Below are 15,282 nucleotides of genomic sequence, written 5' to 3' on the forward strand. Positions count from 1 at the left end.
TCGGGACTTCGATCACCAGGAACACGGAGGAGACGCGAGCGTCAGGCCGCGGACTCCCCCAGGTACGGCAGCCACAGCGGGTCGGCGTCCACGACGCTCGCGAGCAGCCGCCAATGCCGCCCGCGTGGTGCGGTCGGCATGGTCCGCAGTGGCCAGCCCAGCTCGGCGAGCAGCTTGTCGGCCTTCTTGTGGTTGCACCGCGCGCAGCATGCGACGCAGTTCTCCCACGTGTGCGTGCCGCCGCGGCTGCGCGGGACCACGTGGTCGATGGTCTCGGCCCGCCCGCCGCAGTAGGCGCACCGGAAGCGGTCGCGGTGCATGAGCGCGGCCCGGGTCAGCGGGACGCGGGCGCGGTAGGGCACGCGCACGTAGGCGCGGAGCCGGATGACGGAGGGGACGTCGACCGACCCCGTGGCCGAGTGCAGGACGAGCCCGGCGGCGTCGCCGTGCACCACCTCGGCCTTGCCGCAGACCAGCAGCACGATCGCGCGCCGGAGGGGCAGCGCGGTGAGGGGCTCGAAGGTGGCGTTGAGGAGCAGGACCCGGCGGCGGCCCCAGGGCGGCGACGAGGTCGGCGGGGCGGGCGAATCGTCCGGGGAGGAGACGGAAGGAGGGGGAGCGACGGTGAGTTCGGGGACGGGATCGGGAGGGTCGGACGCGCCGCGTGGCGCGGTGGTGGGCGGGACCTCGCTGACCAGCGGAGTCACGCTGCCGGGTTGTCGTTCGTGCACACGACCACCTCCCGCCGAGTTGGCCCTAGTCGACCACACAACGCGCCCGATCGCACGGGTGTTCTCACCGAGCGCACGGGCGCGTCGCCGGTGTGTCACCGGCGCGTCATGTCCGGACACACGGGCGGTCGCCTCCGGGGTCACGTGCGCCCCGATCCGGGCGCCACACCCGGTGCTCTACGGTCGGCGGGCGTGACGGTGCCGTTGCCGACCCCACCCCCGAGCACCCCGGCCCCTTCGCCGACGACCACGACCCCCGTGCCGCCCACGGACCTGTCGTCGCCGCTCTCGCTGCCGATCGACGCGCCGGCCTGCGCCGCCGATCAGGGCACGCTCTGCGCCCGCGTCTACCAGCTCACGCAGGCCGACTGGCTCTCGCGCTCGGCGGACGAGCTGGTGGGTCACGCGGTCGTCGTGCTGCTGATCATCGTCGTGGCGATCGTCCTGCGCTTCGCCGTGCACCGGGCGATCAACCGGCTGACCACCGGCGCCCGTGAGGGCCGCGTGCCCGCCCTCCTGCGCCCCTTGCGAGACCGGGCCGTCCGCACGCTGCGCGACGCCGCCCCGCTGATGGTCGAGCGGCGCACCCAGCGCGCCCAGGCCATCGGCTCGGTGCTGCGGTCCTTCTCGACGATCCTGATCTACGGGGTCGCGTTCGTGCTGATCCTGGGCGAGTTCGGCGTGAACCTCGCCCCGATCATCGCCTCGGCCGGCATCGTCGGTGTCGCGATCGGGTTCGGTGCCCAGAACCTCGTCCGCGACTTCCTGTCCGGCATCTTCATGATGCTCGAGGACCAGTACGGCGTCGGCGACGTCGTCGACCTCGGCGAGGCCACCGGCACCGTCGAGGCCGTCGGCCTGCGCGTCACGACGCTGCGGGACATCGCGGGCACCGTCTGGTACGTCCGCAACGGCGAGGTCCTGCGCGTCGGCAACTCCAGCCAGGGCTTCTCGGTCGCCGTCGTCGACATCCCCGTAGGCCACGCCGCCGACGTCGACGACGCCCTCGAGATCGCCGAGCGCGCGGCCACCGCCGAGTGCGCGGAACCGAAGATCGCGAGCAAGGTCATCGCGCCGCCCGAGATGCTCGGCGTCCAGTCCGTCACCGCCGAGGGGGTCCTGCTGCGCCTGACGATCCGGACCCGCCCCGGCGAGCAGTGGGCGGTCCAGCGCGCCGTGGCCGCCGAGATCAAGACGCAGCTCGACGCGGCCGGCGTCCCGGCGCCGTACCCGTTCGCGGGCCGGCCCGGCGTCTCCGGGCCGGGCACACCGGCGGTCTGAGAGCGGATCTGGGACCGTGGTGGGGTGAGCGCACCGCAGTCCGGACGACCGGAGACGTTCTACGAGGCCGTCGGCGGGCACGAGACGTTCGCGGCGATCGTGCACCGCTTCTACGAGCAGGTCGCCGACGACCCGGTCCTGCGCCCCCTCTACCCGGAGGAGGACCTGGGCCCGGCCGAGCAGCGCCTGCTGATGTTCCTCGAGCAGTACTGGGGCGGCCCGCAGACCTACTCCCACCAGCGCGGACACCCCCGCCTGCGCATGCGCCACGGGCCGTTCCCGATCGGGCCGCTCGAGCGCGACGCGTGGCTGCGCTGCATGCGGGTCGCCGTCGACGAGGTCGAGCTGCCCGAGGAACGGCGCCGCCAGATGTGGGAGTACTTCGAGATGGCCGCCACGAGCATGATGAACAAGGCGTGGTGAACGAAGGCCTGGTGAGCGCTCGGGAGTGACGGCTGGTGGGATGGCGGCCATGGCCGAGTCGAATTCCTCTGGCAACCCGCTCCAGAACGTCAGCTTCCCCAGCAACGGACGGACGGCGTACGGATACCTCGCGCTCCCCGAGTCGGGGTCCGGCCCCGGTGTCGTCGTCATCCAGGAGTGGTGGGGCCTGACGGCCCACATCGCCGACGTCACCAACCGCCTCGCCGCCGAGGGCTTCGTCGCCCTGGCTCCCGACCTCTACGGCGGCACCACCACCCACGACGCCGACGAGGCCGGCAAGCTCATGCAGGAGCTGCCCGTCGACCGGGCCGCCACCGACCTCGGCGGCGCCGTCGACTACCTGCTCGGCCACGAGGCCGTGACGGGCGACAAGGTCGGCGCCGTCGGCTTCTGCATGGGCGGCGGCTTCGTGCTCGTGCTCGCCGCGCAGCAGGGCGACAAGATCGGCGCCGCGGTCCCGTTCTACGGCGTGCTCGGCGAGGACTACCCGAGCTTCGCGAAACTGACCGCGCCGCTGCTCGGCCACTTCGGCGAGGAGGACGACATGGCGCCGCCGGACGCCGTCGAGGAGCTCGCCGACCGGATCGAGGACGAGTCCGGCGTCCGCCCCGACTTCCGCCTCTACCCGTCCGGGCACGCCTTCTTCAACGACGAGAACCACCTCGGCACCTACGACCCCGAGCAGGCCCTCAAGGCCTGGAGCGCCACCCGCGACTTCCTGCGCAAGAACCTGGGCTGATCGGCGTATGAGAGCGGAATTCACGGTCCTGACCGTGAATTCCGCTCACATCAGCACGGAGAGACGGGGGCGACGTCGGCGCACGATCGCGGCACCCACCGACCGCGGGCCGGCGTCGAGACGCAGCCACGAGCCCTCGCCCGAGACGGCCACGGGGACGGACACCCCGTCCTCCGGCCACCCCATGCCGGCGACCGCGACCAGGCAGCGCGCCGGGACCCGCACGACGGCACCCTCCAGGTCGCCCTCCCACGCCGTCTCGTCGAGGGCCGCCGGGGTCGTGAAGCGCGCGACGGCGGCCTCGACCTCCCCGGCCGCGATCTCGCCGAGGACACCCCACGGACCCTCGGGCGGGAGATCGCCGCGCCAGCGGTCGTCGACCGGCCTCCCGGGCTCCGTCTCGGGGGCGTCGACGACGCTCAGCGCCGCGAGCAGGTCCGCGCCGACGACCGTGGTGTCGCCCGGCGCGACCCGCCCCGGCGCCCGCGCGGCCACCAGCACCTCGAAAGGCGTGCCCGCCCACACGGCCACGCTCCCGCCGAGATCGCGCAGGCGCACGACGGCGGCCGGGTCGAGGCGCACCACCCGCCCCACGACGTCGGCGAGCGCCGCCCGGTCCGCGGCGTCCGGCACCGCGAGGGTCACGTGTACAGGCCCAGGAACTCCCGCTCCTCCGCGGTGAGCCGTCGGGGGCGCTCGGTCGCCAGGTCGTAGGGCACGAGCTGGGTCGTCGCGGTCGCGGCCGGCTTCGCGTCGTCGAAGCCCCCGTCCCCGTTCGCGGACGGCAGCAGGAGCCGATAGGCGACGAGGAACGACGCGGCCTTCACGTCCTGCGCGGTCATCTCCACCCGCACCCCGGCCGGGGTCCACGGGATCGGGCGGCGGTAGCGCACCTCCAGCGTGGCGACGAGCAGGCCGGCCTCGAAGGCCGCCACCCCGGCGCGGGTCGCGGCGTCGAACAGCAGTCCGGTGCGGGCGTCCTCGAGCAGCGTCACGACGCGGGCGTGGTTGACGTGGCCGTAGGCGTCCTGGTCGGACCAACGGACCGCGACGTCGTTGACGTAGGGCGCCACGCGCTCTCGTTCCTCCCGGGTCGGTGCTTCAGCGGACCATGCTGCGGATCTGGCGGGCCGCCACCGACACGGTGGCCAGGTCGGCGCGCCCCTGCTCGGCGATCTCGGCGAGCGCCGTCCGCGCGCGCATCAGCCGCGAGGCGTTCGCCTGCTCCCAGTGCTCGATCTTCTCGTCCGCGGACTCCTCGGGGCCGGTGTCGGCCAGCACGTCGAGGGTGATCGCGCGCAGCGAGGAGTACAGCTCGTCGCGCAGGGACAGGCGGGCCAGCGCGTGCCACCGGTCGGTGCGGTCGAGCGCCGCGACGGCCGTGAGCAGCGCGTCGAGCCCGAGGTGCGCGGACAGCGCGTAGTACAGCTCCGCGACGGCGATCACCTCGTCCTGCGAGACCTCGCCGTCGTCGACGAGCACGCCGCCCTGCTCGCGCTCGGCGATCTCGACGATCTCGGTGACGTCGAGGACACCGAACGCGTAGAGCCCGCCGACCGCCCGGCGCGCCAGGTCCTCGGGCGCCCCGGCGACCGTGAACTCCCGGACGCGGCGCGTCAGGCCCTCGGCCTCCTCCCCGCGCAGCATGTCCGGGACGCGCGGCGCGAGCATCCGCATCGTCGGCGCGAACCGCTGGGTCTCGGCGCCGACGGCCAGCGGCTGGGGGCGGCGGGTCAGGAACCAGCGCGCGGCGCGGTCGAGCTGGCGCCGGGCCTGGAGCGTGAGGCGGTCCGCGAGGGCGACCGGCATGTCCGCGGCGGCGAGGTCGGCGGCGAGCGCGTCGAGCCCGAACACCGACGTGGCCACGTGGTAGGCCCGCACGGCGTCGGCCGGGCTCGCGGCCACCTCCTGCACGAGCCGGTACACGTAGCTCAGGCCGCCGCCGTCGACCACGGTGTTCGACAGCATCGTCGTGACGATCTGGCGCCGCAGCGGGTGCGCCGCCACCGCGTCCGGGTAGCGCTCGGCGAGCGCCGCCGGGAAGTACGCGGGCAGGCGGCGGGAGAAGACCTCGAGGTCGGGGAGCTCGGAGTCGGTCAGGGCGTCGGTGAGGTCGAGCTTGACGTGCGCCATCAGCGTGCACAGCTCGGGGCTGGTGAGGCCCTCGTCCTCGGCGAGCCGCAGCTCGAAGCCCTCCTCGTCGGGCAGGACGTCGAGCTCGCGGTCGAGACGGCCGCGGGCCTCGAGGTCGGCGACGAGGTCGCGGTGGACGTGCATCATCCCGGCCGCGTGGGCCCGCGAGACCCCGAGGACCTCGTTCTGCGCCACGTTGTCGGCGAGCACCAGCGCCGCCACGTCGTCGGTGGTCGCCGCGATCTGCTCGTCGCGCTCGTCCTCCCCGAGCTCGCCGCGCTCGACGAGCGAGTCCAGCAGGATCTTGATGTTGACCTCGTGGTCGGAGCAGTCGACGCCCGCGCTGTTGTCGACCGCGTCGGTGTTGACCTTGCCGCCGTGGTGGTCGTACTCGATGCGCCCGAGCTGTGTGAGCCCGAGGTTGCCGCCCTCGCCCACCACCGCGACCCGCAGCTCGTCGCCGTCGACGCGCACCGCGTCGTTGGTCTTGTCGCCGACGTCGGCGTGCGTCTCGGTGGACGCCTTGACGTAGGTGCCGATGCCGCCGTTCCACAGCAGGTCGGCCGGGGCCCGCAGGATCGCGCGCACGAGCGTCGGCGGGTCCATCTCGCCGGGGTCGGCGCCGAGCGCCCGCGCCGCCTCCGGTGAGACCGGCACCGCCTTCATCGTGCGCGGGTACACGCCGCCGCCCTCACTGATCAGCGAGGTGTCGTAGTCGGCCCACGACGACCGGGACAGCTCGAACAGGCGGCGGCGCTCGGCGAACGAGACCGCCGGGTCAGGGTCCGGGTCGAGGAAGACGTGGCGGTGGTCGAACGCCGCGACGATCCGCAGGTGCTCGGAGAGCAGCATCCCGTTGCCGAAGACGTCGCCGGACATGTCGCCGACGCCGACGACGGTGATCTCGTCGGTCGCCAGGTCGCGGTCGAGCTCGCGGAAGTGCCGCCGCACGCTCTCCCAGGCGCCGCGGGCGGTGATGCCCATCGCCTTGTGGTCGTAGCCGACCGACCCGCCGGAGGCGAACGCGTCGCCCAGCCAGAACCCGTACTCGCCCGCGACCGCGTTGGCGGTGTCCGAGAACGTCGCGGTGCCCTTGTCGGCGGCGACCACGAGGTAGGTGTCGTCGCCGTCGTAGCGGACGACCTCCTCGGGCGTGCGCACCGCGGAGTCCGCGGCGTGCCCGGCCCGGTCGTCGACGAGGTCGAGCAGCCCCGAGACGAACATCCGGTAGCAGGCGACGCCCTCGGCCCGCGCGGCGTCCCGGTCGACCGCGGCGTCGCCCGTCGCGGCGGGCGGGCGCTTCACGACGAACCCGCCCTTGGCGCCGACCGGCACGATCACCGCGTTCTTGACCGCCTGCGCCTTGACCAGCCCGAGGATCTCGGTGCGGTAGTCCTGCAGGCGGTCCGACCAGCGCAGTCCGCCGCGCGCGATCGGCCCGAAGCGCAGGTGCACGCCCTCGACGCGGTTGGAGTGCACGAACGTCTCGATCGCCGGCACGGGCTCGGGCACCCCCGGCACCTGCGCCGGGTCGAGCTTGAGTGCGAGGAACGGGCGGGGCGCCCCCTCGGCGTCGCGGCGGAAGAAGTTGGTGCGCAGCGTCGCCCGCACCACCCCGAGCAGCGAGCGCAGGATCCGGTCCGCGTCGAGGCTGGTGACGTCAGCGATCGCGGTCGTGACCCGCCCGTCCACCTCGGCGACCCGGCGGTCGCGCTCGTCCGGCGACAGGGCCGGGTCGAAGCGCGCCTCGAACAGCTCGACGAGGCCCACGGCGACGTCGCGGTGGGCGCCCGCGACGTCGGTGATGTAGCTCTGCCCGTAGGGGCTGCCGATCTGGCGCTGGTACCGGGAGAAGGCGCGGAGCACCGCGGCCTGGCGCCAGGTCAGCCCGGCGCTCAGCACGAGGGCGTTGAACCCGTCGGCGCCGACGTGCCCGCTCCAGACGGTGTCGAACGCCTCGGCGAAGCGCTCGGTGAGGTCGTGCTCGGTGCCCGGCGGCACGGAGTCCGTCCCGGGCAGGCGCAGCCCGAAGTCGTTGATCCAGCAGGTCACGCCGTCGCTGCGGGTGACCTCGTACGGGCGCTCGTCGACCACCACCACGCCCAGCGACTGCAGCGCCGGCAGCACCGACGACAGCGTCGCGCGCCGCCCCGCGAGGTAGAGCTTGAGCCGGCGGTCGCCCGCGTCGGGGTTCGTCGGCCGGTAGAGCCGCACGGCGGTGTCGCGTCCCGGACCCTCCGCCCCGGGCGGCGTGAGACCGTCGAGCACCCGCAGGTCGAGCAGCCCGCGCTCCGGGCCGAAGTCCTCCTTGTACGACTCGGCGAACGGCTCCCCGATCGTCGCGAGGACCGCGCGCTCCTCGCCGGTGGCCTGCTCGCGCAGCCGGTCCGACCACGTCCGCGCCGCCTCGGCGAGTTGCGCGGTCAGCGTCTCGAGGTCCGGCGTCACCGGCTCCTCGCGCCCGGTGTGCACCGTGACGTGCAGCAACGCCAGCTGGTCCTCGGTGACGCGGGCGGTGTGCTCGAGGTCGGTGCCGCGCAGCTCGCGCATGAGGACGTCCTGCATGCGCGTGCGGATCGCGGTGGTGTACCGGTCGCGCGGGAGGTAGATCATGCAGGAGAAGTAGCGGCCGTACGGGTCACGGCGCAGGAACAGCCGCACCCGGCGCCGCTCGGCGAGGTCGAGCACGCCCGTCGCGGTGGCCTCCAGCGAGGCGCGGTCGGTGCACAGCAGCTCGGCGCGGGGGTAGGTCTGCAGGACCTCGAGCAGCCGCTGACCCGACCACGAGTCGACGGGCAGGCCCGCCTCGGCGACGACCTCCTGCACGCGCCGGGACACCACCGGGATCCCGAGGACGTCGGCGTGCCGGGCGGCGACGGTGAGGATGCCGAGGAACCGGTGCTCGCCGACGAGCCGGCCCTCGTCGTCGTGGATGCTGACGCCGACGTAGAGGGGGTGCTCCGGGCGGTGCACCGTCGAGCGGGCGCTCGCGCGGGTGAGCACGAGCAGACGCCGGGGCGTCGCGTCCCCGGGAACACCGGCGGGACTCACGCTGTCCGGGCTCGCGGTGAGGGTCCGCGCGACGAGACTGTCGCGACGCAGCACGCCGAGCCCCGTGGCCAGCACCCCACGCAGTGCCGGGCCCTCGGGGGTGTCGACCACCTCCTGGCGGCGGTAGCCGAGCAGGATCAGGTTGCCCTGGGCGAACCAGCGCAGCAGCGCCACCGTGTCGGCGGTCTCCGCGCTGTCCTCGCCCGGTCCCGACGCCGCCAGCTCGTCGGCGAGGGCGCGGGCAGTGGACACCATCCGGTCGCCGTCCTCGACGACCTCGCGGACGTCGGTGAGCACCCCCGACAGGCGCGCGTGCAGGTCGGCCGCGAGGTCCCGCGCCGGATCGGAGCCGGGGAGGTCCCCCAGCTCGATGTTCATCCAGGACTCGGCGACGGTGCCGGGCGGCGGCGCGGCGGCATCGGCCATCGGCAGGATGTCCAGCAGCTCACCGCGGACGTCGCGGCGGACCACGACCACGGGGTGCACGACGCGGTGCACGCTCGCGCCCGTGCGGTCGAGCTCGGCGAGCACCGAGTCGATCAGGAACGGCATGTCGTCGGTGACGACCAGCACGGAGATCCGGCCCGCGGCCCCCGGGGTGTCGAGCACGGCGGTGACGGGCTTCCCCGGGACGCGCAGCCGCGCGAGGCTGCGGTGGGCCCGCACGGTCGCGAGGGCGTCGGCGGGGTCCGCCACCAGCTCGCCGTCGGGCACCCGGTCGAAGTACGTGACGGCCAGCTCGCCCAGCTCGGAGTCCGGGGGGTCCGCCTCGGCCGCGACCGCGCGCAGGGTGTGGCGCTCGGCCGGCCAGCCCCTCGCGGCGTCGGTGCCGGCGCGGCTCGTGGTCGCGGTCATGCCGCCGCTCTCGTGACGGCGAGGAACGTGCCGCAACGGTCCGGCGTGCCTCCGGGCCGTCGCGGTCGAGGGCGCGCCGGGGCAGTCACGCCGGCCACCCTAACGACGGGTCCGGGACCCGTGCCGCGCTCGGCGCCGCCGGGACGATCGGGCACCACGGTCACCGCCGCGCCCTCTGGTCGTCGACGGGTGCGGCGCCGGGCCCCGCCGAGTGGTACGCGTCCATCGCCTCGGCCAGCAGGTCGGCGAGCCGGGGCTCCGACCCGTCGGACCCGCGCGCCGAGGGCACCCCACCCGCGTCGGGGGCGGCCCGCCCGTTCGGGCGCTGGCGGCCCGGCGTCGACGGCCGGGACGGCGGGCGGTCGACGACGCGCGGCGGGGCCGCGGGCGCCGGCATGCTCCGCGTCGTCCCGAGGGGGACGCCGGGGTCCTGGTACTCGCTGAGGAGGTCGACGAGGGTCAGGGCCAGCTCGCCCGCCCACTCGTCGTCGGCGCCGCCCGGTCCCGCGGTCGCGCCGTCCCCCGGCACGCTGCCCCAGCGCGCGGCGAGCGTCGCTGTGTGGTCCTCATCCCGGGGGCGGGCGCCGTGGCCGTCGCGGACGTCGCTGCTGCCACGGCCGTCGCCCGGACGACGATGGCCATTGCCCTCCGCGTCCCGGCGCGGCTCACGAGGGTCGATCGAGCCGTAGCCGTTGGTGAGCCCGCTGTTGGTGAGCCCGCCGTTGGTGAGCCCGCCGTTGATGAGCGCCCCGTTGGTGAGCGCCCCGTGGCCCTGTGCGCGTTCGCCGGGTGCACCGGCGCCGAGCCCGCTGTCGCCGAGCCCGCTGTCGCCGAGCCCGCCGAGACCGCCGTCGCCGAGCCCGCCGTCGCCGAGCCCGCCGTCGCCGAAGGCACCGCCGCCGAGTGCGCCTTGGCCCAGCGCGTCGCTGCCGCCGAGCGCGAAGGCGTCCTCCACTCGTCCGCCGTCGTCGATGCGGTCGGCCGCCCGCGCACGGCGGGCGCGCTCGTGCGGCGGCTCGTCGACGTCGCGGTCGCCGCGACGGCGCCCGGGGCCGTCGGGATCGCTGCGGTCACCGTCGTGGACCACTCCAGGCGCAGAGCCGTCGCCCCCGGCGTCGGCGGCCCCGTCGGGGGTGGAGCCGTCCCCGGTCCCGGCGCGGTGACGCCTCCCGCCGGGGGCGCTCGCCGAGGCGTCGGGCGCCCTTCGGTGCGCGTCACGTGCGGTGACCTGGTCTGCCGGTGCGCGGTCGGGCAGCGCTCCGTCGGTTCCCTCGTCGGCCGGTCGCCCTCCATTCTGGTCACGGCGCGACAGCCAGGAGTCGGGGGCCTCCCACCGGGCCCGCGCCCGGGCCAGGCGGCGGCTGCGCGCGGCCGCGGGATCGTCGTCCGCCTCGACCCCGGCCGCGGCGGCCCGCTCCGTGTCCTCGACCCGACCGGCGTCGCGGCCCGGATCGGCGACGTCCGAGCCGGCCGCCGACGAGAACGCCTCGAGCTCGGCGCGCGCGGCGGCGAGCGCCTCGGCCAGCGGACCGTCCGGTTCCGCGTCCTCGCGGTAGCGACCGCGGCGGCGGCGGGAGCTCGGACCTCCGAGCGCGGTTGACGCCGGCGCCTCGAGCGACCGCCCACGGCGCGGCTCCGACTCCGACTCCGACTCCGACTCCGACTCCGACTCCGCAGCGAGCCCTTCGGGCGGCGCGTCGGCCACGGCGCCGTCGAGCAGCGTGGCCGAGAGGGCTGCCGAGAGCGGCGGGTCGTCCACCGGCCCGTCCATCCGGTCCGCGTTCCCCGGCGAGCTCGCAGGTGCGCGGTCCGTCGGCTCCGTGAGCCACGGGATCGACAGGGCGGACGCGGCCGCGCCGACGTCCGGGAACGAGGAGCCCGTGCCGTCGCCGCCGGACCCCGTCAACGCGGTGCGCAGGGCGTCGACCGCCTCGCGCGTGGAGGGGCCCGACCCGGACGATTCCGGCGACCGATCCTCGCTGCCCGGCGCGCTCGGCGTGCCCGGCGTGCTCGGCGTGCCCGTCGGGCGCTCGGCGGGTCGGGCCGGCGCGGTCAGGTGGTCGTCGGGCGTGGCCAGCGCCACCGCGAGGGCGATCCGCGCGCGGGTGGTCTCGTCGCGCGCCGCCGACGCGTGCTCGTGGGCGCGGCGCAGCTCGTCGACCGCCCGGCCGGTCTCCCCGCGGCGCCCCGCGACGTCGGCGAGCACCTCGACCGCCTCGGCCACCTGTGCCTCGTGGCCCCGGGCGGCCAGGTCGATCTCGGCCTCCCGGGCCAGGGACTCGGCGGTGTCGAGGTCGCCGGCCGCGAGGTGCACCCGCCGCGCCAGCACACAGCGCAGGTGGCCGAGCGCGAGCGCCGTCGTCGCGCCGCTCGGTGTCGTGAGTGCGGGTCGCCCGACCTCCCGGGCCTCGTCGAGGCGTCCGAGCTCCGCCAGGAGCTCGACGTGGTCCGCGACGACCATCGCGGCCTCGCGTCCGCCGTCCACCCCGGCAGCGTGCACGTCGGCGGCCCGCAGCACCTCGAGCGCGCCCGAGGCGTCGCCCGCGACACGGCGGGCCTGGGCCCGGGAGCGCTCCATGGCGGTGCGGCGGGCATCGCCGGGCTCCCCGACGAGCTCCTCGACCTGACGCGTCGCCGCGTCGACACCGGCGACGTCGCCACGGGCCGCGCGGGCCGCCGCCCAGGCGATCAACGCGTCGGCCCGCGCGGTCGGCGGGAGGACTCGCCCGCCGGCGAGGGGCTCCAGGAGCGTCTCGGCCGCATCGAGCTCACCGCACCGGACCGCGGCGCGGGCGAGCTCGCAGCGCAGGACGGCCGCGTCGGCGTCGCGACCGGCCCGCTCGGCCTCGCGGAGGTGCGGCAGGGCGCGCAGGACCAGCTCGGCCGCCCGGTCGGACTGGCCGAGCGCGAGCACGGCGGAACGCTCCGCCGCGCTGCGGACGCCCGCGTCCCCGGCCGCCGCCCGTGCAGCGTGCTCGGCGAGCGCGACCGAGAGCTGCGGATCGGTCCACCGCAGGCCCTCCGCGACCTCCAGGATCGCGCTCACGCTCAGCCCGGGGACGGCGGGCGACTGCGCCGGCACCTCCACGTCGGCCCGTCCTCAGTCCCGTGTCAACTTGCGGTGGGTGACGCGGTGCGGGCGGGCGGCGTCCGGCCCGAGACGGGCGATCTTGTTCTCCTCGTAGTCCGCGAAGTTCCCCTCGAACCAGAACCAGGACGCCGGGTGGTCGTCGGTGCCCTCCCACGCGAGGATGTGGGTGCAGACGCGGTCCAGGAACCAGCGGTCGTGGGAGACCACGACCGCGCAGCCCGGGAAGTTCTCCAGGGCGTTCTCGAGCGAGGACAGCGTCTCGACGTCGAGGTCGTTGGTGGGCTCGTCCAGGAGCAGCAGGTTGCCGCCCTGCTTGAGCGTCATCGCCAGGTTCAGACGGTTCCGCTCGCCGCCGGACAGCACGTTGACCGGCTTCTGCTGGTCGGGCCCCTTGAACCCGAAGGCCGAGATGTAGGCCCGCGACGGCATCTCGACGTTGCCGACCTGGATGTGGTCGAGGCCGTCCGAGACGACCTTCCACACGTTGTCGGTGCCGGAGAGGCCTTCGCGACCCTGGTCGACGTAGGACAGCTTGACGGTGTCGCCGACCCGCACCTCGCCGGAGTCCGGCTTCTCGAGGCCGACGATCGTCTTGAACAGCGTCGTCTTGCCGACGCCGTTCGGCCCGATGACACCGATGATGCCGTTGGGCGGCAGGGAGAACGAGAGGTCCTTGATGAGCAGGCGGTCGTCGAATCCCTTGTCGAGGTGGCTCACCTCGACCACGACGTTGCCCAGACGCGGACCCGGCGGGATCTGGATCTCCTCGAAGTCCAGCTTCCGGGTCTTCTCCGCCTCCGCCGCCATCTCCTCGTAGCGGGCCAGACGCGACTTGCTCTTGGCCTGCCGCGCCTTGGCGCCCGAGCGCACCCACGCCAGCTCGTCGGCGAGGCGCTTGCGCAGCTTCGCGTCCTTGCGGCCCTGGACCGCGACACGCTCGGCTTTCTTCTCCAGGTAGGTGGAGTAGTTGCCCTCGTACGGGTACGCGCGCCCGCGGTCGAGCTCGAGGATCCACTGGGCGACGTTGTCGAGGAAGTACCGGTCGTGGGTGACGGCGAGGACGGCGCCCTCGTAGTTCGCCAGGTGCTGCTCGAGCCACTGGACGCTCTCGGCGTCGAGGTGGTTGGTGGGCTCGTCGAGCAGCAGGAGGTCGGGCTTGCTGATCAGCAGCTTGCAGAGCGCCACACGACGACGCTCACCACCCGACAGGTGGGTGACGGGTTCGTCGCCCGGCGGGCAGCGCAACGCGTCCATGGCCTGCTGCAGCTGCGAGTCGAGGTCCCAGGCGTCGGCGTTGTCGAGGTCCTCCTGGAGGCCGCCCATCTCCTCCATGAGCTCGTCGGAGTAGTCGGTGGCCATGAGCTCGGCGATCTCGTTGTAGCGCGCGAGCTTCGTGGCGACGTCCCCGGCGCCCTCCTGCACGTTGCCGAGGACCGTCTTGTCCTCGTTCAGCGGCGGCTCCTGCTGCAGGATGCCGACACTCGCACCCGGGGCGGCGAACGCCTCGCCGTTGTTGGCCTGGTCGAGTCCGGCCATGATCCGCAGAACGCTCGACTTGCCCGCCCCGTTGGGGCCGACGACACCGATCTTCGCGCCGGGCAGGAAGTTCAGCGTGACGTCGTCCAGGATGACCTTGTCACCATGGGCCTTCCGAACCTTCTTCATGGTGTAGATGAACTCAGCCACGCCCTTGATGGTAGTTGGCACGATCCGGCGTCCACCGGCCCCGGGGCCGGTTCAGGCGCTCGCTCGCGACGCCGCGCTCCGACGGCGATCACCGGCACCGATACCGGTGACCGTCGCCCCCTCGGATCCGCCGTCCGATGCACCGGCCGCGGCCGTGCGAGGACCGTCCGACCCGTCGTCCGCCGTACCGGTCGCGCTCTCCGCGGCCGCGGTCCGATCGTCGCCCTCGCGCACGGTGCCGTCGCCGGTCGCGTCCACCTCGGGAAGCCCCGTCACATCCACGACGCCCACCACACCTGCCTCGTCCGTCACGCCCGCCTCGGACTCGACGGCACGCCGGCGACGCACCTCGGCAGAGCAGCGCGACAGGTCCGGTCCGACCGCCGTCGCCGCGATCTCGGTCATGTAGCGGCGAACTCCGTCGGCCTCGTACTCGCGCACCGAGAGACGGCCGACGACGACCACCGGATCGCCCTTCACGAGGGTGCCGCCCACGCCCTCGGCGACACGACGCCAGCAGTTGACCGACGCCGTGAACCGGTCGCCGTCGATCCAGGACTCGGTCGACTTGTCCCATCGCCGCTCGGAGCTCGCGACGCGGAACGTCACCAGCAGGTGTTCCGCATTGGGGCCGACCCGACGCCCCACCACGTCGCCGGCCACGTTGCCCGTCACCGTCACCATCGTCTCGTTCACGTCGAACTCCGCTCCTCCGTGCGACCGGGCGAGTTCCCGGTCCGTGCGAATCAGCATCACGCTCCCGACGCCGCCTTCGTCAGCGTCGGATGCGGATCTGTGGAGAAACGGAGGTGGTGTGGACAGGCGATGGCTCGCCCGGCCCGAATGGTGCGACGAAAGGACGCGGTGATGACGGCGAATGCCTGCACCCGGCGCACGAAAAACGGGCAGGGCTCCGGCCGGAGTCCTGCCCGTTGGGGGTGGTGCTGTGCTGTTTCCCGGTCCCCGGGTGGTGTGGGGGTGGTCGGGTGTTCCGGCGGTGTCCTACTCTCCCACGACCTGGCGGTCGCAGTACCATCGGCGCTGGAGGGCTTAGCTTCCGGGTTCGGGATGGGTCCGGGCGTTTCCCCTCCGCTGTGACCACCGGAACACCCCACCACCCCCACGGGCCGGTGTGGCCCGGGTGGGGTGGGGTGTGTGGTCGTTGGGATATGCACAGTGGACGCGAACGGTCTGTTGTTCGTTACGCAGTTGCTTGCCGTGACCTCTTGGGGTGTGTGTGGGCAAGTCCTCGGCCTATTAGTACCAGTCCA

Annotated in this window: 10 protein-coding genes and 1 rRNA gene; 3 read left to right on the plus strand and 8 right to left on the minus strand. The window is 74.2% G+C overall.

The window, feature by feature from the left end; genetic code table 11:
• Positions 1-41: 41 nt before the first annotated feature.
• The gene (locus QSK03_RS17305) at positions 42-707 is read right to left on the minus strand and encodes an HNH endonuclease (RefSeq protein WP_285654334.1); all 666 of its coding nucleotides are present in this window, start codon (positions 705-707) and stop codon (positions 42-44) included.
• A 282-nt stretch (positions 708-989) separates the two neighbouring features.
• Between QSK03_RS17305 and QSK03_RS17310 the strand changes: the two genes are divergently transcribed.
• The 3 genes from QSK03_RS17310 to QSK03_RS17320 are packed head-to-tail and all read left to right on the plus strand — an operon-like array spanning position 990 to position 3,195.
• Complete coding sequence (locus tag QSK03_RS17310) at positions 990-2,012, plus strand: mechanosensitive ion channel family protein (protein ID WP_285654336.1); 1,023 nt, start codon at positions 990-992, stop codon at positions 2,010-2,012.
• A 24-nt stretch (positions 2,013-2,036) separates the two neighbouring features.
• Entirely contained in the window at positions 2,037-2,435 is a 399-nt protein-coding gene (locus QSK03_RS17315) for a globin (RefSeq protein WP_285654338.1), read from the plus strand.
• 49 nt (positions 2,436-2,484) lie between these two features.
• Positions 2,485-3,195 carry a dienelactone hydrolase family protein gene (locus QSK03_RS17320; protein WP_285654341.1) on the plus strand — a complete coding sequence of 237 codons (711 nt, stop codon included), beginning with the start codon at positions 2,485-2,487 and terminating at the stop codon, positions 3,193-3,195.
• A 45-nt stretch (positions 3,196-3,240) separates the two neighbouring features.
• Here QSK03_RS17320 and QSK03_RS17325 read toward each other — a convergent pair whose 3' ends face one another.
• From QSK03_RS17325 to rrf, 7 genes are all read right to left on the minus strand, one after another.
• Positions 3,241-3,840, minus strand: a complete 600-nt coding sequence (locus QSK03_RS17325; protein WP_285654343.1) for a DUF8010 domain-containing protein — start codon at positions 3,838-3,840, stop codon at positions 3,241-3,243.
• A complete protein-coding gene (locus tag QSK03_RS17330; RefSeq protein WP_285654345.1) occupies positions 3,837-4,268 on the minus strand; it encodes an acyl-CoA thioesterase in 432 nt (143 codons plus the stop codon). Before QSK03_RS17330 ends, QSK03_RS17325 begins: the two co-directional genes overlap by 4 nt.
• 28 nt (positions 4,269-4,296) lie before the next feature.
• Entirely contained in the window at positions 4,297-9,234 is a 4,938-nt protein-coding gene (locus QSK03_RS17335; protein WP_285654347.1) for an NAD-glutamate dehydrogenase, read from the minus strand.
• Between the two features lie 160 nt (positions 9,235-9,394).
• Positions 9,395-12,322: a hypothetical protein gene (locus tag QSK03_RS17340; protein ID WP_285654349.1), complete on the minus strand. Its 2,928-nt coding sequence runs from the start codon at positions 12,320-12,322 to the stop codon at positions 9,395-9,397.
• Positions 12,323-12,334: 12 nt separating this feature from the next.
• Positions 12,335-14,011 (minus strand): energy-dependent translational throttle protein EttA, encoded by a 1,677-nt coding sequence (gene ettA, locus QSK03_RS17345; RefSeq protein WP_285654351.1) that lies wholly within the window; start codon positions 14,009-14,011, stop codon positions 12,335-12,337.
• 51 nt (positions 14,012-14,062) lie between these two features.
• Positions 14,063-14,707 carry a single-stranded DNA-binding protein gene (locus QSK03_RS17350; RefSeq protein WP_285654353.1) on the minus strand — a complete coding sequence of 215 codons (645 nt, stop codon included), beginning with the start codon at positions 14,705-14,707 and terminating at the stop codon, positions 14,063-14,065.
• 293 nt (positions 14,708-15,000) lie between these two features.
• Positions 15,001-15,117 (minus strand): 5S ribosomal RNA (rrf, locus tag QSK03_RS17355).
• Between the last annotated feature and the right edge of the window lie 165 nt (positions 15,118-15,282).

The organism is Actinomycetospora sp. NBRC 106375, from assembly GCF_030269665.1.
Taxonomy (GTDB): Bacteria; Actinomycetota; Actinomycetes; order Mycobacteriales; family Pseudonocardiaceae; genus Actinomycetospora.

Excerpts from the sequence above, each read along its gene's own strand:
- QSK03_RS17320 (WP_285654341.1), top strand. The coding sequence starts at position 2,485 with ATGGCCGAGTCGAATTCCTCTGGCAACCCGCTCCAGAACGTCAGCTTC.
- QSK03_RS17335 (WP_285654347.1), bottom strand. The coding sequence starts at position 9,234 with ATGACCGCGACCACGAGCCGCGCCGGCACCGACGCCGCGAGGGGCTGG.